The organism is Alienimonas sp. DA493 (assembly GCF_043951915.1).
GTDB lineage: Bacteria > Planctomycetota > Planctomycetia > Planctomycetales > Planctomycetaceae > Alienimonas.
On sequence record NZ_JBINJD010000095.1, the window covers coordinates 1 to 19,554 of the forward strand.

The 19,554-nt window shown below is 69.6% G+C and carries 10 protein-coding genes; 4 read left to right on the plus strand and 6 right to left on the minus strand.

Features of this window, described 5'->3' with window-relative positions; translation table 11 throughout:
• Positions 1-4,316 (minus strand): chemotaxis protein CheB (locus ACG2DA_RS14585; protein WP_395256518.1); only part of this gene is annotated, 4,316 nt, incomplete at its 3' end.
• 197 nt (positions 4,317-4,513) lie between these two features.
• Positions 4,514-5,509 carry a chemotaxis protein CheB gene (locus tag ACG2DA_RS14590; protein WP_395256519.1) on the minus strand — a complete coding sequence of 332 codons (996 nt, stop codon included), beginning with the start codon at positions 5,507-5,509 and terminating at the stop codon, positions 4,514-4,516.
• A 441-nt stretch (positions 5,510-5,950) separates the two neighbouring features.
• Between ACG2DA_RS14590 and ACG2DA_RS14595 the strand changes: the two genes are divergently transcribed.
• The 3 genes from ACG2DA_RS14595 (at position 5,951) to ACG2DA_RS14605 (ending at position 13,212) form a co-directional block, all read left to right on the plus strand.
• The gene (locus ACG2DA_RS14595; RefSeq protein ID WP_395256520.1) at positions 5,951-8,377 is read left to right on the plus strand and encodes a PAS domain S-box protein; all 2,427 of its coding nucleotides are present in this window, start codon (positions 5,951-5,953) and stop codon (positions 8,375-8,377) included.
• Between the two features lie 743 nt (positions 8,378-9,120).
• Positions 9,121-11,142: a PAS domain S-box protein gene (locus ACG2DA_RS14600; protein ID WP_395256521.1), complete on the plus strand. Its 2,022-nt coding sequence runs from the start codon at positions 9,121-9,123 to the stop codon at positions 11,140-11,142.
• 69 nt (positions 11,143-11,211) lie between these two features.
• A complete protein-coding gene (locus ACG2DA_RS14605) occupies positions 11,212-13,212 on the plus strand; it encodes an HDOD domain-containing protein (protein WP_395256522.1) in 2,001 nt (666 codons plus the stop codon).
• 255 nt (positions 13,213-13,467) lie between these two features.
• Here the strand turns inward: ACG2DA_RS14605 and ACG2DA_RS14610 are convergent, their stop codons facing one another.
• The 4 genes from ACG2DA_RS14610 to ACG2DA_RS14625 all read right to left on the minus strand — a co-directional run bounded on the left by ACG2DA_RS14610 (position 13,468) and on the right by ACG2DA_RS14625 (position 17,364).
• Positions 13,468-14,835: a Gfo/Idh/MocA family oxidoreductase gene (locus ACG2DA_RS14610; RefSeq protein WP_395256523.1), complete on the minus strand. Its 1,368-nt coding sequence runs from the start codon at positions 14,833-14,835 to the stop codon at positions 13,468-13,470.
• A gap of 193 nt (positions 14,836-15,028) precedes the next feature.
• Positions 15,029-15,934, minus strand: a complete 906-nt coding sequence (locus ACG2DA_RS14615) for a biotin-dependent carboxyltransferase family protein (RefSeq protein ID WP_395256524.1) — start codon at positions 15,932-15,934, stop codon at positions 15,029-15,031.
• A 15-nt stretch (positions 15,935-15,949) separates the two neighbouring features.
• A complete protein-coding gene (locus ACG2DA_RS14620; protein WP_395256525.1) occupies positions 15,950-16,627 on the minus strand; it encodes a carboxyltransferase domain-containing protein in 678 nt (225 codons plus the stop codon).
• The gene (locus ACG2DA_RS14625; protein WP_395256526.1) at positions 16,624-17,364 is read right to left on the minus strand and encodes a 5-oxoprolinase subunit PxpA; all 741 of its coding nucleotides are present in this window, start codon (positions 17,362-17,364) and stop codon (positions 16,624-16,626) included. Before ACG2DA_RS14625 ends, ACG2DA_RS14620 begins: the two co-directional genes overlap by 4 nt.
• A gap of 766 nt (positions 17,365-18,130) precedes the next feature.
• On the opposite strand from ACG2DA_RS14625, the gene ACG2DA_RS14630 reads away from it, so the two are divergent.
• Positions 18,131-19,501 carry a Gfo/Idh/MocA family protein gene (locus tag ACG2DA_RS14630; RefSeq protein ID WP_395256527.1) on the plus strand — a complete coding sequence of 457 codons (1,371 nt, stop codon included), beginning with the start codon at positions 18,131-18,133 and terminating at the stop codon, positions 19,499-19,501.
• Positions 19,502-19,554: the final 53 nt, after the last annotated feature.

Below are 19,554 nucleotides of genomic sequence, written 5' to 3' on the forward strand. Positions count from 1 at the left end.
TGGTCGTCGACGACCACAATGCGGATCCGGGAGTCTTCAGGACGTGTGTCGCCGCCCCGCGCGGCCTCGGTCGGCACGGGCAGCGGGTCTACGTCCCGGGCCGCCGCCTCCTCCTCGGCCGGCAGCAGCATGCGAACTGAGAATTCGCCGTCCGCGGGGGATTCGAGGTCGAAGTTCCCGCCCAGGTGCTCCAACCGCTCCCGGATACTGAAAAGCCCCAAGCCCTCGGGGCGGGGCCGGGCCTCCCGCAGAGCGTCCTCGGACATGCCGACGCCGGGGTCGCGGACGCTCACCTCGAGCCGGCCGCCTTCGCCGCGGCGAATCTCCACGATCGCCTTCGCCTGTCCGCTGTGCTTGACGACGTTGAAGAGGAGCTCGCGGACCGCGTCGAAGGCGAACGCTTTTAAATCGTCGGGCAGTTCGCCCTCGTCGTCGCCGGCGATCTCGACCTGCAGGCCGTGTTTCTCCGCCATTTGCCGGGCAAGCCACTCCACGCCGTGGCGGAGTCCGCTGTCCTGCAGCACCGGGGGGCTGAGGTCGACGGCCAGCGAGCGGGACGCCGTCAGCGACTCGTCGATCAGGTCGTGTACCTCCTGCATGACCGACTCGGTTCCCCCGGCAACGGCGTATTGCACCCGCATCTTGGCCGCGACCAGCAATTGCTGCAGGTGGTCGTGCAGCAGCTTGCTGACCCGCCGCCGTTCGCGCTGCTCGGAGACGGTGATCTCGCTGGCCAGTTCCCGCAGCTGAATGGTGCGTTCGCGGACCTGGTCCTCGAGCCCGAGCTGGACGCGTTCGAGCTCCTGACGGTCGAGATAGTTTCTGACCGCCCCCCCCAGCACGTTGGCGACCGACTGCAGGAATTGCGCGTCGTCGTCCGTAAACTCGTGCCGGCGGCGGGAGTGCGTGCCGAGGACGCCGTAATGCCCATTGACGCCGTGGATCACGACGCTCATCCCGCTGACGACGTCGTGGTCGGTGAGCAGGGCGGGGCCCTGAAACCGCGACTCCGTGCTGAGATCTTCGACGATGACCGGCGTATCCGTTTTCAAGGTATATCCCGCCTGCGAGCGGTCGTCGGCGTCGACGTAGGCTCGGCCGATCAGCCCCTCGTTCCATCCGACGCCGGCGAGCAGGAGCAAGCGTTCTCCTGATTCCAATCGCAGCACTTTGGAGAGGTCGCTGCCCAACGTCTCCGTGACGGCTTCGACGGCCGCCTGCATCAACGCCGGGAGGTCCTCGCCGGCCAGCGCGCGCGAGCCGAGTTCCGCCACGACGGCCTGCTGCCTCGCCCGGGCCGAAGCTCGCCGCTCGGCCTGACGCAACTCCGTAACGTCGATCATCGCGCCGACGGCCCCGCGGGTTTCGCCGTCGTCCGCGTGCAGCGGCAGCGCGGCCATCCGCAGTTCCAGCCGCCGGCCGTCCGCCCGTTCGACCAGCAAGTCGTGCGTGGCGACCGGTTCGCCCGTGGCCAGCGCCTGCTGAATCGGTAGTTCAGCCGGGTCGACCTCCCTGCCGTCGCGGAACACGCGGTAGGCGGCGCTGTGCCCGGGGGGCCCCGACTTCGACGCGTTGGCGCCGGGCCGGAGGCCCAACATTTCCGCGCCGCTGCGATTGACGGAGATCTGCTCGCCGGCGCCGTCGGTGCAGATCGCGATCCCGACCGGCAGGAGTTCCAGCGTGGTCTCGAGTTCGTCGACGCGTTGTTTCAACTCCGCGTTGAGCCTTCCGACCTCTTCCTGAGCCCGCTTCTGCTCGGTGATGTCGCCGAACGTGAGCACCACGCCGTCGATGACGTCTTTCACCGTCCGGTAAGGCATGATCCGCAATAGAAACCAGCGATCGCCCTCCGGCCGGCGGACCTCCTCCTCGAACACCGTCAGCGTCTTCAGCACGCGTCGCACGTGTTCGCCGAGGTCGCCGTCGACGAACCGGCGGGTGATGTCCGTGAGCGGTCGGCCGACGTCTCCCTCCTGCAGGTTGAAGACCTCGCTGGCCACCGGGGTGAACTTTTTGATCCGCAATTCGCGGTCGATAAAGAGGGTCGGGACCTGCGTACTCCGCAGCAGGTTCTGCAGGTCGCTGTTGACCGAGTCGAGTTCCTCGACCTTGTTGTTCAGCTCCACGTTGACCGTTTGCAGCTCCTCGTTGACCGACTGCAGTTCCTCCTGGGACGTTTGCAGTTCCTCGTTGGCGGACTGCAATTCCTCGTTGAGGGAAAGCAGCTCCTCGTTCGAGCCCTGCAGATCCTGGTTCGACGCTTCGAGCCGTTCGATCGCGTTCTGTAGGAATTCCTTCGTGCTCCGCAGCCCCTTCCGCAGCTGCTCGATCTCCTCCTGCTGGTCGCCGGCGGGGGCCGCCTGTCCGTCGGGCGCCGTCGACAGTTCAACAGGGGAGGCGAGTTCCTCGAAGACGACCATGAACAGTCCGGGAAACCGGTCCTTCTCCAACGGCCGGACGATCAGGTTCAACCGTTGGACCTGTCCCCCAATCCCGATCGAGAGGTCCCGCTGCACGACCTCTTCCTCGCGTTCGACCGCTTCGTGCAAGGCCACCCGCACCGACAGTCGAAGGTCCTGCCGGACCATGCTGGCGAGGTTGAGGTCCGGCGTTCCGGCCGGAAGTTCGAGGTAGCGGCCGGTGCGGCCGGAGGCGTACGCGATCGTCCCGTGCCGGTCGACCACGGCGCTGGCCGGCGCGAACCGATCCAGAAGCAGCCGTTCGAACCGGGCGCCCACGCCGCGCTCGTGCTCCGGCTCCCCGACGAGCGTGGTCGTCGGCGGTCGCGTCGGCCGGTCGCGTTCCCTCTCCGCCAGCGGCAGCGGCAGATTGCGCGTGCGCAGCGGGTCGGCCGCTTGGAACAACCGGAGACTCTTCTCCACCGGCTTGAAGAGGTCCGGCTCGGCCGAGACGCTTCCCGACGACCCCAGGAAGAGAAACCCGGACGGCGACAGGGCGTAGCGGAACGTCCTCAGCAGCGTCTTCTGCAGCGCCGCGTCCAGGTAGATCAGCAGGTTCCGGCAGCTGATCAGGTCCAGCCGGGAAAACGGCGGGTCGCGAATCAGGTTGTGCGGCGAAAAAATGCACATTTCCCGGATGTCCTTCGCCACCCGGTAGCCGGCGCCCTCCTTGACGAAGTGTCGCTCCAGACGCTCCCGCGTCACCTGCTCGACGATGCCTTCCGGATAACGCGCCTGCCGAGCGAACTTGAGCGCCTGCTCGTCAATGTCGGTGGCGAAGATCTGCACCGGAAGCGGTTTACCCGCGCGAGACAACGCCTCGCGGACGAGCATCGCGATCGAGTACGGCTCCTCCCCGGTGGAACACCCCGGCGCCCAGATGCGGAGCGAATCCTCCGACCGCTTTCGGTCCAGCAGAACCGATAACACGTCCCGCTCGAGGGCGGCGAACGCCTCTTCGTCGCGAAAAAAGCCCGTCACCCCGATCAGCAGGTCCTTGAAGAGCTCTCGCGGCTCCTCGGGCGACTCCCGCAAATGGTCCACGTACCGTTCAATCGTGGAAGCTCGGACGACCTGCATCCGCCGCCGGATCCGCCGCAGAATCGTCCCCTTCTTATATCCGCTGAAGTCGTGGCCGGTGCGCCGTTGGAGGATGCGGAACACGTCGGCGAGATGCCCGTCCGCCTGACGGAGGAGCGCCTCGCCCCCGTCCTCGCCCCCCTCCGCCGTCAGTTGACGGTGCCGGGCGTACTGGCGCAACAGCTCCGGCATCTCCTCGACCGGCAAGACGCGGTCGACCGCACCGGCTTCGGCGGCGCTGCGGGGCATGCTGTCGTACTGGGCGGTGGCGGGCTCCTGCGCCAGCGTCAGCCCGCCGTGCTCTCGGATCGCCTTCAACCCCAGCGTCCCGTCGGAGCCGGCCCCGGAGAGCACGACGCCCACCGCTCGGTCCCCTTGGTCCTCGGCGAGCGAACGGAAGAAGTTGTCGATCGGCATCCGCTGCCCGTGCGGCTCGAACGGCGACCGCGTCCGCAACACCCCCTCCTCAATGGTGAGGGTGCAGTTCGGCGGGATCACGTAAACGTGATTCCGCTCGATCGCCGTCTCGTCGACCACGTGGCGCACCGGCATTGCGGTCGACCGCGCAAGCAGTTCCGGCATGATGCTGTCGTGGTCCGGGTCCAGGTGTTGAACCAGCACCAACGCCGTTCCGCTGTCCGCGGGCATCCGCTCGAAGAACTGCCGGAACGCCTCCAAACCGCCGGCCGAAGCTCCGATGCCGATCACCAACCGCGCGGCGTCGTCCGGCTGACGGTCCTCCGAATTGCCGCGTGATACTTCGTCACTGACTGACACGGTCGCCCGATCTTTCGTTCCCGGTGGAAGTTCCGGTGGAAGTTCCGGTCCGGCGAGCGTGCGGTCGCCGGTCGCTGCGTGCGAGGGTCACAGCCTGGAGACGCCACCGGCGGAGGACCATAGTCCGGCCAAGCGTGGCGTCGGCAACCCATAAACTTGCCCCCGTGAATCCGCCGGGGGGGCGAGTCGGAGCGGAGTCAGGCGTCGCGCGTGGTCGAACCGGTGCGGAGCAGGCGCCGCAGGAGCGACGCCTGCTCGTCCGACTCCGTCGCCCGCGTTTCAAACAATTCCCGCTCGCCGCGGCCGCCGGCGGTCGCGGCGTCGCCGGCAAGCGTCCGGAGAAGATTCGTCCGTTCCTCGAGCGTCCGCAGCGCGACCCACAGCGCCTCCTCGAAGGCGTCGTCCTGCTCGCAAAGCAGGCTGCGCGCGGTCATGCCGTGACCGACGTGGCAGCGATACCGCCGTACGTCGCCATCGTCCAACTCCCACAGCGGCCCGCCGCACTCCGGACAGCTGAGCGGCGCCAGGCGCCCCAAGGCTTCCTCCTTTGGGATCTCGCTGGAGGCCCGTTCGGCGATCTCGGCTTCCTGGACCACGTCGGCGGGCGGCGGCGGCGACGGCCCGGGCGAGGCGGACGCCAACTCCGCGAGCCGCCGCGGAATCTCGGCCAACGGCAGCACGTCGTCCACCGCGACACGTTCAATCGCGTTGCGGGGCATGTCCGCGACGAGGGCGTCCTCCGGGTCTTGGACGACCGCGTGTCCGCCGCACCGTTTCAGCGCCCGCAGCCCGGCCGACCCGTCGTCGAGGTAGCCGCTCAGCAACACGCCCACAACCCGCGACCCGTAGGCGGCGGCGGCCGAGCGGAAGAGCACGTCGATCGCCGGCCGCGAGCGATTCTCCCGCGGCCCCCGGGTGACCCGCACCTCGCCGCGACGGACGACCAGATGGTAATCCGGCCGGAAAACGTAGACCCGGCCGTGTTCCACCGCCGCCCCGTCCCGCGCCCGCTCGACCTGCAACGGACAGTGTCGGTTCAGGATGTCGGGCAGTCCGTCGGGGATCTCCATTGACGCGTGGAGCACGACGAAGACGCTCGCTCGAAGATCGGGCGGCAGGTCGGCGAGCAACCGCCGCACCGCCTCCATCGCTCCTGCAGAACCCCCAACGGCGATCACGTCGTGTCCCGACATCTCGCGAGGGTACCGGCGGAAGCTCATCGAACCAATCCCCCGAAGGCGTCCCCGAGGCTCCGGCTTCGGCCCCCGGTTTCGCCCGGCCGGCAAGGCCAGTCCGGCGCCGCCGATCGGTGGGCGAGGCGGACGAGAACGACGCGGAAGCGGGAGATCATCGCCGCGACAACGGTCCGGCACGTTGCCGACCGGCTGGCGGACGGCCCGGGGCTGACGGCGGTGGTCGGCGGGGACTTTAACAAGACGGCGAGCGACTCCGTCTCGGCGCTGCGGGAGGAGAAGTCGAATTGACGACCAAAAACGAGGCGATCTAACCTCGCGGCCTCTCGCAGATCATCGCATCGAACCATGCCTGGGCAGTCCGACGGGGACGGCGCCGACCGGGGGCGAACGTCGCCCGAAGGTCGGTTCGCGATCGCCTCCCTCCGAGCCGACGACGTCTTGGACGCGCTGCCGCAGCGTGTCTTCTGGAAGGACCGGGATCTGGTCTACCGCGGGTGCAACCGTGCGTTCGCCCGCGACGCCGGACTGACCGAACCGGCCGAGATCGTCGGGAAGACGGACTTCGAACTCTGCTGGTCCCGGGAGGAGTCCGAACAGTTCCGGGCCAACGACCGGGCGATTATCGAGAGCGGCGAGCCTCGCCACTTTATCGAGCCGCAGCACAACGCGTCCGGGCTGGAGCGATGGCTGGACACCCGCAAGCAGCCCCTGCGCGACGGGGACGGGCGGGTCGTCGGGGTCCTCGGGACGTACCTGGAAGTCGCCCCCAGTGAGCAGGTCGAGCGGGAGGCCGCCCTCGCTCGGGAGCGGCTGCAACTGGCCCTCTCCAGCGGGCAGGCGGGACTTTGGGACTGGAACCCGCAGACGGACGAGGCGTATTTCTGCGCCCGCTGGACGGCGATGCTCGGCTACGAACGGGCCGAGGTGCCGCAGGCCGGCCGAGCGTTTTTCGCCCTGATCGTCCCGGCGGATCGGGCGCGAACCCGGGAGGCGGTGCGGCGGGTCTTCTCGGGCGAGGTCGAGCAGTACGAGGAAACCTTTCGCATGATCCACCGCGACGGGTCGCACGTGTGGGTGCGGGCCCGCGGGCGGGTGATCGAGCGGGACGGGGACGGCCGGCCGACGCGGATGATCGGGCTGCACGCCGACGTGACCGACCAGAAGCGTACCGAGGAGGCCCTGCGGGAGGCCGAGGAGCGATTCCGCCGGGGGTTCGAACAGAGCGGCGTCCCCAGCTACCTGTGCACTCTGGAGGGCGCGATCACCCGCACCAATTCGGCCTACCGGCGGCTGCTGGGGGGTTCCGACGAATTAGTCGGCGGATCCGTTGAGTCGTTCGCTCATCCGGATGACGCCGCCCTCTGCCGGGACCTGTTCGACGCATTCACCCGGGGGGGAGAAAGCACGGCCAGTTGGGAGAAGCGATTCGTCCGGGCGGACGGCACCGAGGTTCACGCGGTCGTCAGCAACACGCTGATTCGCGACGCCGCCGGATCGCCCCGGGAAGTCCTCGTTCAGATCCAGGACGTCACGGCCCGAAAGATCGCCGAGGCGCAGCTCAAGCAGCAGGAGGAGGCCCTGCGACACCGCGGGCGGATGGAGGCGGTGGGGGCGCTGGCCGGCGGGATCGCCCACGAGTTCAACAACCTGTTGCAGGCGATCGGCGGATTTACCGAGTTCGCCGGAGACGGGCTCTCCGAATTAGAAGGACTGCCTGGCCTGCCGCCGGCGGCCGCCGACGCCGCCGCGGCCGTCCGCGGCGATTTGGAACAGGTCGTCTCCGCCACCGGTCGGGCCGCCGAACTGACCCGGAAGATGCTGGACTTCAGCCGCCGGGACGGACGGGTCCGCCAGCGACTGGACGCGGCCGAACAGTTGGACGACCTCTCGAAGTTGCTCCGCCCGCTGGTCGGCGAACGGATGGACCTGATCGTCCGGCCGCCGGCCCGGGGCGCCGCGGCGCTGGAGGCCGACCGGACGGAGCTGCAGCAATGCCTGCTGAACCTCTGCGTGAACGCCCGGGACGCAATGGCGGACGTTGGCGAACGGGCCGGGGCGGGAGGGAGGAGCCGGCTGACGGTCTCCGCCGAGCCGGTGGCGCTGCGGAACTCAGCCGGGGGCGAAGCGACGGCCGCACACGCCGACGCCGGGCCGGGACAGGGGGTGACGGGCGGGCCGGTCCAGCCCGGCGCCTACGTGCGATTCAGCGTGTCCGACACCGGCCCGGGCGTCCCCGAGGAACTGCGCCGGCGCATCTTCGACCCGTTCTTCACGACGAAGCCGCCCGGCCGGGGGACGGGGTTGGGGCTGGCGGCGGTGTACAGCCTCGTCGAGCAGCAGGGCGGGCGGGTGGTGTTGGAGACCGGGCCGGACGGGTCGACGTTCCACCTCGACCTGCCCGCCGCGGGCACGGTCGCCGGAGGGGCCGCCGCGGGGGAAACCGCCGGGGAGTCCGCCCCGGATCTGCCGTCGGCGGACTGCCAGGGCAAGCCGCGGGTGCTGATCGCCGAGGACGAGACGCTCGTGCGGGAGATCGCCGTGCAGGCCCTCAACCGGGCCGGGTACGAAACGGTCGCCGTCGACCGCGGGGACGCGGCGGTGGCCGCCTTCGAGGAGCACGGCGGGCGGTTCGCACTGCTGCTGTTCGACATCGTCATGCCCGGCCTGACCGGACGTGAGGCCTACGAACGAATCCGCGGCCTCGCCCCCGAGGGCGGGTCGCCCCCGCCGGTGCTGTTTTGCACCGGACACGATCCGGAAAGCGACCGGGCCATGAACATGGAGCAGTGCGAGGGGCTGCCGCAGGTCCGCAAACCGATCACCCCCGCCGCGCTGGTCCAAGCCGTCCGCGAACGGCTCGGTTGACCGCACTGCCTTCCGCAGGCCCTGATCGTGCCCTCCCGTCGCCGTTCTAACAAGCGAAGAGCGGCTGCCGGATCGATCGCCGGCGGGGCGCGATCGTGCGCCGGCGACTCTCAAAAGAACTTTTAAAAAAGAACGTTCAAAACAGCCGCCCCCCCGACGGCGTCCGCCGTCCCGCCCCTGCCGAGCCTCGCGTCGGCGGGGTTGTCCCGGTTTTGATGACTGCAGGGGGCCTGCGACAGGGCGCCACACCGCATGGGGGATTTTCTGTGACGCATTTGACCATTCCGTGACGAAGGGTCTGGTTACCGCCCGGGCCAGCGGTGTTCCCGTCACGGCGATCGTCAACGGCGGGAGGCGTTTTGGTGTTCACCAACGATCCACGAGCGGCTCCAACGACGATGTTTGAGGCACAGCGAAACACGCGGTTTACCGCTTCGGCGACGGACCGAAAGACCGCGGATGAGATTCTCAATCTTGGCGATCAACGAGACGCGGACGGCTTCGAAGGCGACTGCGGCGGCCCTTCGCACCAAAACGCCGGACCGGACGTTCCGGGACGAACCGCGGGGCCGGGGAACGCGGACCTCCCCGCTTACCTCCTCGCCCCTCAAGAAGGCGCCGGCGGCCGAGGGGGCTGTCGGCAGCCCGACCGAGCGCCCGGGACCGGCGCCCCCGCACACGCCGGGAACCGTTCTGAAACGGTCTCGGACATCGATTGTTCCGAACCCCGCGTTGATCCCGCGTTGGAGCGGCTCCGGATCGCGCTCGTCAGCAACGACGTGGGGCTGTGGGAATGGGACGTCCCGACGGACAAGCTGGATTTCAGCGACCTTTGGGTGAGCTTGCTCGGCCGCGACGCCGACGACGCGCCTCGGCGGGGACAGTCGTACCGCGATCTGATGCACCCGGACGACCTCGCCGAGGCCTTGGAACGATTGCGGGATCATTTTCGCGGCGAGACGGAACGTTACGCCGTCTGCGTCCGCTTTCGGCACGTGGACGGACACTGGGTTTGGATTCGGTGTCGGGGCCGATTGACCGAACGCACCGCAACGGGGACCCCGCTGCGGATGATCGGTCTGTACGCCGACGCCACCGCGGAGAAAGAGGCGGAATCGGCGCGGCGTGAGGCCGAGGAGCGGTTCCGCCGCAGCTTCGAACAGTCCGGCGTCGGCAAATGTCTGGTCGATCTGAACGGCCGGATCACCAGGGCGAACGCGGCGTTCGGCGCCCTGGTCGGCCGGAGCGTCAACGAGTTGGTCGACGCGGACTACGCAGCGATCACCCATCCGGACGACCTGCCGCGTTGTCGCCAGCGGTTCCGGGCTCTCCTGGAGGCGGAGCGGGACGCCGAGCGGGCCGAGACCTGGGAGAAGCGGTACGTGAAACCGGACGGGGAGATCGTTCACGTCCTGCAAAGTCGAACCGCCCTCCACGGCCCGGACGGTCGACCGACGGAGGTGATCTGCCACGCGCAGGACCTCACCGATCTGAAGCGGGCCGAGGAGAAAATGGAACGGCAGGAGTCCATCCTGCGACACAGGCAGCGGATGGAAGCCGTCGGCTCCCTGGCGGGCGGCATCGCCCACGAGTTCAACAACCTCCTCCAGGCGATCGGCGGCTACGCCTCCTTCGCGATGGAGGGTCTGGAACAAACGACCGTCGACGCGGCGGAGGTCGCCGCGGACGTCGCCGAAATTCAAGTCGCCGCCGACCGGGCGGCGAAACTGACGCGGCAGATGTTGGACTTCAGCCGGCGCTCGCCGTCCAAACGAACGGCGTTGAACGCCCGGGAAGAACTTCACGCGCTCGAACGGATGATCCGGCCGTTGGTCGGCGAGCGGATCCACGTGCGCGTTCAGAGCGGCGACGTCCACGGCCGATGGGAGGCCGACCGGGCGGACGTGCAACAGGCCCTGATGAATCTCTGCGTCAACGCCCGCGACGCGATGACGAACGGCGGGACGCTCGCCCTGAGCGTCGAACAGGTGATCGTCGAAGACGACGACGGCGCCAGCGACGATCGGGAGGCGGACCTCATCCGGGGACGTATCGCGCCGGGGGCCTACGTGCGGTTCTCCGTGTCCGATACCGGGACCGGCATCCCGCCGGAGATTCGCGATCGCATCTTCGACCCGTTTTTCACCACGAAGCCCCCCGGCAAGGGCACGGGAATGGGGTTGGCGTCGGTCTACGCCGCGGTCGAGCAGCACGACGGACGCATCGTCGTCAAGACCGGCCCGGGCGGCACGCGGATCTCGCTCGATCTGCCCCTGAGCGGGCCGCGCCGGGCGGAACCCTCCGGGCAGGCGGACGAAGACTCGTCGGGGGGGCTGCGAGTCCTGTTGGCGGAGGACGACGTCCTCGTCCGCCAGGTGGCCGAACGGACCCTCCTGAAAGCCGGATGGACGCCCGTGGCGGTGACGAGCGGGGACGAGGCGGTCCGCGTCTTCCGGGAGCAGGGCGGACGTTTCGATCTGCTGCTGTTCGACATGGTCATGCCGGGACTGAGCGGCCGCGAGGCGTACGACCGGATTCGCGCCGAGGCCCCCGACATCCCGGTCCTGTTCTGCACCGGTTACGACCCGGAAAGCGACCGGCAGGTCGCTCTCTGCACGGACCTCCCGCTCGTCTACAAGCCGATCGCCCCGACCGCCCTCGTCGAGGCGGTGAACGAGGCGGTCGGGGGCGAGCGGTCGACACGCCCGCAGCGGTCCGACGCGGCGGCGCCCTCCCCCGCCCCCGCCTCTCGCCGACATTTTTAATCCCGGGACACCCCGTCTTCAGTCGTAATTGCATAATTGCCCCGAGCGCCTCAGGCCCGCAGAGAATTGATGAAGCCCTTCAAGGTTTTGGTCGTTGAGGATCATGATGAGCTACGCATGGCGTCGCTGCGGGCCCTCCGCAAGCGCGGGTTCGTCTGCGACTCCGCCGAGGACGGGTTGCGCGGAACGGACAAACTGTTCAACGGGGCGTACGACGTTCTGTTGACCGACCTCGCCATGCCGGAGATGAACGGCCACGCCCTCTGCGTGCAGGCGCTCCGGATGCGGGATCGCCCCGCCGTCGTCGTGCTGACCGGGGTGGTGGAGGAACGAATCTCGGCGGACCTCAAGAAGCGGGGCGTCGATCGAATTCTCTACAAACCGATGGGGTTCTCCGAACTCGCCGCCGCGGTCCGGGAGGCCGCGGAGCGGCGGGCCGGAGCGGCTCCCGACGCGCTCCCGCGGGTCGACGCGAGTCCCCCGCGGCCGGCTGCGCAGGAAGAGGACGCCGCAAAGGGGAGCGAGGGGGCGTGCGATGCCGAGAACCGACCTCACGCTCAGCGACGGTTCGGCCCGCCGCTGTCCGAGTCGGAACCGGTCGAGGTGGCGATTTTAATGCGGGAACGCGAGGCCGCCGCCAGGATGCGGGAGGCCTTCGCCGAGCGGGAGCTTCGGGCGGCCTGCTTCGACGGCGCCGACGCGCTGCACCGTTTTCTCACCTCCTCCGACCCGGACCTGGTGATCCTCGATCAGCAACTCGACGGTTTTCTCTCCGGCTCGGCGATCGCGCAGCAATTAATTGAACGGTTTCTCGGCCCCAAGATCGTCCTGTTGGAGCCGGGGGATCGGCAGGGGGCCGGCGAAGAGAACGACGCAGTCAGTTCGAGTCCGTCGCAGATCTGGCGGCTGTCCGACGACACCCCCTACGAGCGGGTCGCGGCCCGCGCCGCCGCCTTCCTGCGAAACGCCAACGGCGGGTACGCGACGATCTCCCCCGCGGCCCACGCGATCGCGGCGAGCAGTCCCACCGCTCCGCCGTCGCCGGATCTGCTCAAGCGACTCGCCCGTCACCTGCAGAAGTCCCCGGAGCAGATCGACGCGGACCAGGTCGCCGCCGACATCAGCAGCGATCCGCCGGCCGCCACGGAATTGCTCCGCCTCGTCAACAGCGCGCACGTCGGCCTCCGCCGCCGCGTCAATCGCATTGCCGACGCCGTCAAGCTGCTCGGCGCTTCCCGCTCCGTCTCGCTCACCTACGCGGTGTGCCAGAAGAAGTTGGTCGTCAAGCTCGACGCGCCGTGGGCGGACGAGCTTCATCGCTGGTATCACCGGCGGAGCCTACTGATCGGCTGCGCGGCCCGGGAACTCCTCCGCCGCGACTTTCCGCTGCTCGCCGAAGACGGGTTCGCCCTCGGCCTGCTGCAGGAACTCGGGATCGTTCTGATCGCCGGAACGCACGGGGAACGGTACGCGCAACGGATCCGGTCCGGCGCGTCGCAACCGCGGACCGCGGACCTGACGGCGATGGAGCGGCACGCCGTGAAGGTGGACCATGCGTCGGTCAGCGCCGCCGCCTTGGAGCGCTGGGGCTTTCCGAGGCCGGTCGTCCAACTCGTGCTCTGCCACCACAACGCTGAGATCGCCGGGCCGAGCACCGCCCCGGAAGATCGGCTCCACGCCGCGATGCGTGTCGGCGAGGCGCTCGCCGACCTCTTGGACGACCGCGGCGTCGCCCGACGCACGCACTTCGCGCAGATGCTCAAAGACAGCGGCCTGGCCCCGGACGAACACCCGAGGGACCTGCTGGCCGCCACCGCCGCCGCCGCCGAGGAGTACCTCTCGATCCTGTCGCTCCCCTCTCCCGAGGACGGCGCCGTCGAGGAGACGATCGAAGCGCTCTCGCGGGACGACTCCGCGGGGGACGCCTCCGCCGGAGGACGGGCCGGCTCAGCGTCGACGACGCACGGCGGAGCGCGCGGACCGCGGGAGGACGCGTCCGAGCGGCGGGACGCCCGCCCCGTCAGCCGGACTCCCTTGCGAGACAGCCTCAGGAAACTTGTCGGCGTCTAGGGATCGCCGCCCGGCGGGTCGCCGGCGCCCCGGGAGCCGTGCGTCCGGCCGCTCCTCGGCGCCCCGCAGCGTGTGGCCGCCGCGGGCGGGTCTGGACGGGATCGTGGACGAGGGCGTGGGTCGCGGGGCCCTCGCCAGGGACATTCCCGAACTGGCGCCCCGTCGAGCGGGCGAAGTCCTCCGGCGGCCGGTCCGGCGGCCGCGACCGCGCGGCCAGCTGGATGTCCCGCGCTGTGCAGACCTTCGGACGCCGCGTTAGGCGATCTCCCACCCCGCCCGGTAGGGGGGCCGGATCAGCGCCGCCGCCTCGGGCGCGTCCGGCACGGTCAGCGTTTCGGCGTTCCAGGCAATCGGTCGGCCGAGTCGGTAGGCGACCAGCCCCAGCAGCACCGTCTCGGTCAGCGGCCCCGAATACGCGAAGTCGCAGGTCGTCGGGACGCCCGTTTTGACGGCCTCGATCCACTCCGCGTGGTGCCCGATCGACGCCGGAATCGTCGGCTCCGGCGGCGTGAAGTCGGCGAACTTTTCTTCCGGGAACAGCCTCCGGCTGCCGTAGTCGGCGAGGAGCTGTCCCTCCTGGCCCACGAACAGCACGCCCGACCCCGGCAGTTTGACGCCGTGTAGCTCGCGGGGCGCCCGGTCGCCGTCGTACCAGGTGACCTTCACCGCCGGCATCTCGACGCCGGCGGGCTCGTCCCCGTCAGCGGACCCCGCGGCGGACCCGTCGGCCGCGACGGCGGGGCCGACGCGGCGGGCGGGGAAGTCCCAGGTCGCGGTCATGCCGAGCGGGGCCGTCTCCGCATCGGGCGGCGGTCCGGCGGCGGCGACGGCGGTCGGATGCTTCAAGCCGAGCGCCCAGAAGACGAGGTCGAGGTAATGGCAGCCCATGTCGCCGAGCGTCCCGCTGCCGAAGTCCCACCACCGCCGCCAGTTGGCCGGCAGGTAGGTCGGGTGGTACGGCCGCTCCGGGGCCGGGCCGAGCCACAGGTCCCAGTCGAGTTCCTCGGGCACCGGCGGCGTGTCGGTCGGCCGCGTCCCGCCGCCCCAGCCCTTGCCGACCCAGACGTGCACCTCCTCGATCGGTCCGATCGCCCCGGCCCGGACCAGTTCGACGACGCGGCGGTAGTTGTCGCCGGCGTGGATCTGCGTGCCCATCTGCGTGGCGACCCCCTGCTCTTTGGCGACCTGCGCCGCCAGACGCGTCTCCCAGACGTTGTGTCCGAGCGGCTTCTCGACGTAGACCGGCAGCCCCCGCCGCATCGCGTCCAGGGCGATCGGCACGTGCAGATGGTCGGTCGTGCTGATCGCGACGCCGTCCAGCGTCTCGCCGTCGAGCATCCGGCGGAAGTCGGCGTACTTCGTCGCCTGCGGGTACTCCTCGAAGGCCGTCTTCGCCCGGCGGCCGTCCACGTCGCACAGGGCGACGAGGTTCTGGCTCGCCACGCCCCGCAGGTTGGCGTAGCCCCGCCCGCCGACCCCGACCAGGCCGAGGTTCAGCCTTTCGTTCGGCGACTTCGAGTCTCCCGCCCGCGCGACCGGCCCGACGTATAGGCCGGCCCCGATCGCGGCGAGCGATTTCAGGAGCGTCCGGCGCGACTCGCGGCGAAGCGTGATCTCTTCCATTAATCCGACCTCTTTTTGAAGAGGATTCTATAGAACGAGAATTGAGACGAAGGGGCCTCAGCCGTGCGCTGGCCAAAACGCCTGACCGCCACGCTAAGCGTGCGTCAGCCGGATTGCACATGACTTGCCGAAAAACCCGCCGCGACGGCGGGCGGCGCCGGCGGTCTTCCGCCCGGTTCGGGAAAGGAAAGCGTCAGGCGGAGAATTGAAAGCGGAACGGCTGCCGCGGCGGGATCTGCACCAGGCGTTCGAGGTCCGCGGCCGGCAGGTAGCCGATCCGCGGATAGCCCCCGGTGGTTTGGCCGTCCTGCAGCAGCACGATCGGCCGGCCGGACGGCGGGACCTGGATCATGCCTGGCAGCACGGGCACGCTGTCGGCCATCGCGGTTTCCCGAAGCGTCAGCGTCGGCCCTTCCAGCCGGGCCCCCATGCGGTCGCTGTTCGGGCTGACCCGGAACTCGCCGTTCCTTAGTTCATGCTGCGCGGTCGGCGTGAGCCAATCGTACTCCGGGCCCGGCCGCAGCGTGATCGGGCGGTCCGACGCGGACGCGTCCGCCAGGCTGAGGCGCATTTGCGGTCTCGTCTCCTCCGGACGCTGCCAGCGGATCACGTCGCCGGCCGCCAGCGGCCGGCCGCCGTTTCCCCCGAACCGTCCGAGCGCGTAGGTCGACGCCGAACCGAAGGTCCGGCTCGTCTGAATCAAACCCTGGACGCCGACGTACCCCCGGCAGCCGGCCTCTGCGGGACGGCCCGAGAGCGTCTGGCCGGGCGCGACGGCGACCGTGGCGTTGCGGGGCGCCGGACGGCCGTCGAGCGTCCAGCCCATGTCCGCGCCCGTCAGGCAGACGACGGCGGCCGACTCGAACCGGAGCGTCGGGGGCGCGAAATGACACTCGATCACGGGGGCGTCCGGAGCGTTCCCGAGGACCGCGTTCGCCAACTCGGCCGAGCGGCGGTCCAACGGGCCGGACGGCGGGATGGCGTAATAGGCCAAGCCCCGGCGCCCGCGATCCTGGAGCAAACTCAGCATCCCCGCGCGAACGACGGACAGCCGCCCGACCGCTTCGCCGCTTGTCTTGATCGTCGCGTCCGTCGGCACAGGTCAGCGTCCCCCTCAGGACTGTTCCGACAGCGTGACGACGTCGCCCGGCCGCAGGCTAACGGGGGGCAGCCGGTCGGACCGCAACACGTTCACCCCCAGCTCGCCGAGCACGTTCCAGCCGGCGGGGCTTTCCAGCGAGTAAATCCCCGCATAGGCCCCGCCCACGGCGAACGAGTTCGCCGCCGCCCGGCGGTCCGGGGTCTCCTTGCGGGGCACCTGCAGGCGGTCGGGCAGACCCTTCAAATAAACGAAGCCGGGCAGAAACCCGATCATCGCGACCGAGAGCCGACACGCCAGCAGGTCGCTTTGATATTGCTCCCTCGTTAGGCCCGTGTGACGGCAGACGCGGCCCCAGTCCGGCGAGTCTCCGAACCGAACCGGCAGGTTGACCGACCGCCCGCCGGCGGCGCCGGCGGCGCCGGCGGCGCCGGCGGCGCCGTCGTCCGTGAGAGCCTCTAAAGTTTGAAGGCTCCCGTCGGCGTAGCGGTCGTTGAGCTTCAGGCAGATTTCCCGCTCGGTGGCGATCACCTCGTCGCAGAAGTCCGGCCGATCGGACTGCAACGTTCCGCCGAAACTCGCCGGCAGTCGCTCGTCGGCCGACGCCGCGCGCAGCAACAGGAACGCCCCGTGGTAGTCGGTCGCGACGACCGGCCGGCCGAAGAGGCGGATCTCATGACGCCGGATCGTCATGACGGCCCCCCGCCGCGGGCGGCGCCGGCCTGGCCGTCGATCAGGCCGCGGGCGATCTGTGCGAAGCGGACCGCGTGCGGCGAGTCCCCGTGCAGGCAGATCGTATCGACCGGGATCGCGTGCCGCGTCCCGGACAGGTCGCGGACCTGCCCGGCCAGCAGTCCGCTCAGGTGGTCGCGGAAGTCGGCGTCCGAGTCGATGAGCGCCCGCGGGTCGGACCGCGGGACCAACGCGTCGGCCGCCGCGTAGCGTCGATCGGCGAAGGCCTCGTGCCGGAACGTCAGTCCCTGCCGGGTCGCCAACTCGCAGAGCGCCGATCCCGCCTGTCCGACGAGCGCGGCCTCCGGGACGATCCTCTCGACGGCCTTGATCAGAATCGCCGCCTGTCGGCCGGGGGAACGTACGTCGTGGTACAGGGCGCCGTGCGGCTTTACGTGGCGAAGTCGCCCCCCGAACGCTTCGACCAACGACTTCACGGTTGCGATCTGGAACAGCAGTTCCGCCTCCAGCCGTGCGTCCGAAAGCGAGACGGACCGCCGGCCGAAACCCGGCCGGTCCGGGTACGACGGGTGGGCTCCGACCGAGACGTTCCGCCGGACGGCCTCCCGAACCGTCGCCACGATCACCTCCGCCCCGCCCGCGTGCGCCCCGCAGCACACGTTGCACGACGTCAGGAAGGGCAGCAGTCGGCGGTCCTGTTCAACCGTCGTTTCGCCCACGTCCGCATTCAGGTCCATCGGCGGCGCTCGTGATTTGCCGTCATCTCTCCGTCCGTCGGGGCCGCGTCGTCCGGTCCGCCTGCGTTCGCTGATTAAGTCTACGCCGTCGCCGCGAGGACGAGTTGCGCGGCCGCGACGGCCAGGTCAGACGACCGGCCGTTTGCCGCTCCGCCCATGGTCGACTCAGTCAGCGAATCCCGCAACCACCGCGAGGGAACGGGGCGGAAGCGTCTGACAGCCCGCTCCGGCGCCCGTGTGTTGCGTCCCTGTCCGGCGCCCCCCGCCCCGCCGCGAGGCACGACGTTTAACACGGCTTGCGTTCCGTCAGCCCCCGCCGGGAATCTTCGAGTTCCCCAGTCGGTTCCCGCCCCAGAAACACCGGCGATCGCTCGCCTCACGTCCAGTCGAATCGCGGTCCGAGGTCCGCACGGCGGCGGTCCACCGGCTTCCAAGACGTCTCGACTACGGCGGCGAACGCGTCCCCTGAACGGGGCGGTCTCGGCATCGTCAGCCCGGCCGGTTACGGCCTGCCTGAATTCATCGGGACGCGTGACGGCGTGCAGGCGTCGCCGTGCGTCGTGACGGAGAAACTCCAGCCCTCTGAATCGGACCGCCGGGATTCGCCGGGGCGCCGGACGGCTCCGGGCGAAGACGCGATCGCGGCGGGGCAGCGGTATGGTGACGGATGCTCGCCCGCTGATGCGGTGCCCCATCCCGCTTTCCGCATGCTGCGAACCCGCGAACAATCCCCCGCCCCACGTCTTTTCCTTCAGGACCGCCGCTGATGACTTTCTCCCGCACGCCGGACCGCCGCCGCTTCTTGCAAACCGCGTCCGCCGCCGCGGCCGCCGGGCTGTTCGTCGGCACGGGCCGGCCGTCCCGCGGTCAGGAGTCGCCGAACGAACGCCCCGTGTTCGCCACGATCGGCCTCCGCAACCAAGGGTGGACGATCACCTCCAAGTCGACCGACTACGCGGACTTCGCCGCCTTCGCCGACGTCGACGAGAACGTGCTCGGCGAGAACCTGGAGCGGCTCGAACAGCGGACCAAGAAGAAGGCCGACGGCTACAAGGACTACCGCAAGGTCCTCGAACGGAACGACGTGGACGCGGTCATGATCGCCACGCCGGACCACTGGCACACTAAGATCGCCGTCGAGGCGATGCTGGCCGGCAAGGACGTGTACTGCGAAAAGCCCCTCACCCTGACGATCGACGAGGGCAAGCTGATCGAACAGGTGGTCGAGCGGACCGGCCGGGTGTTCCAGGTCGGCACGATGCAGCGGACCGAGAACGGCCAGCGGTTCCTCCAGGCGATCGCCCTGATTCGCGACGGCCGGATCGGCGACGTGCGGAAGGTCACCTGCGGCATCGGCGGCTCCGACAGTTCGCCCTCGATCCCGGCGATCGACCCGCCCAAAGGCCTCGACTGGGACATGTGGCTCGGCCCCGCCCCAGAGGCCCCCTACCGGGCGCTGCCGGAGATGCGGCAGGGCTACGGCGGCGGCGTGCCGCGGTACACCAACTGCCATTACGCCTGGCGAAACTGGTACGAGACCTCCGGCGGCCAGATGAACGACTGGGGCGCCCACCACGTGGACATCGCCACCTGGGCCCTCGGCGCCGAGGACACCGGCCCCAGCAAGATCACCCCGATCAGCTACTCCCTGCCGGTCGAGTACAAAGACGGCTACCCGACCGTCGACGACAGGTTCAACGCGCCGACGAGCTTCGAAATCCGGGCCGACATGCCCGGCGGCGTGCCGATGATCATCACCAGCGCCGGCGACAACGGCATCCTGTTCGAGGGGACGAAGGGCCGCTTCTTTGTGAACCGTGGCAAGATCGTCGGCAAGCCGGTCGAGGATCTGGAGCAGAACCCGCTGCCCGAGGGCGCCGTCGAGGCGGTCTACGGCGGCCCGGTTGCCGCGAACCACACGGCGAACTTCGTGGACGCGATGAAGTCCCGGGAGCAACCGATCTCCGACGTCTGGTCCCACAACCGGATGCTCGAGACCTGCCACCTGGCCAACATCGCCATCCGCCTGGGTCGCGAGTTGAACTGGGACCCGGCCAAGCGGGAGATCGTCGGCGACCCGGAGGCCAACGCCTTCCTGTCGCGGGAGCCCCGCAAGGGCTACGCGATCGATATGTAGTCGCGCCCCCCGCGGCCCGTACTGGAACGGCGTCCCCGCCGTCGTCGCGTCCC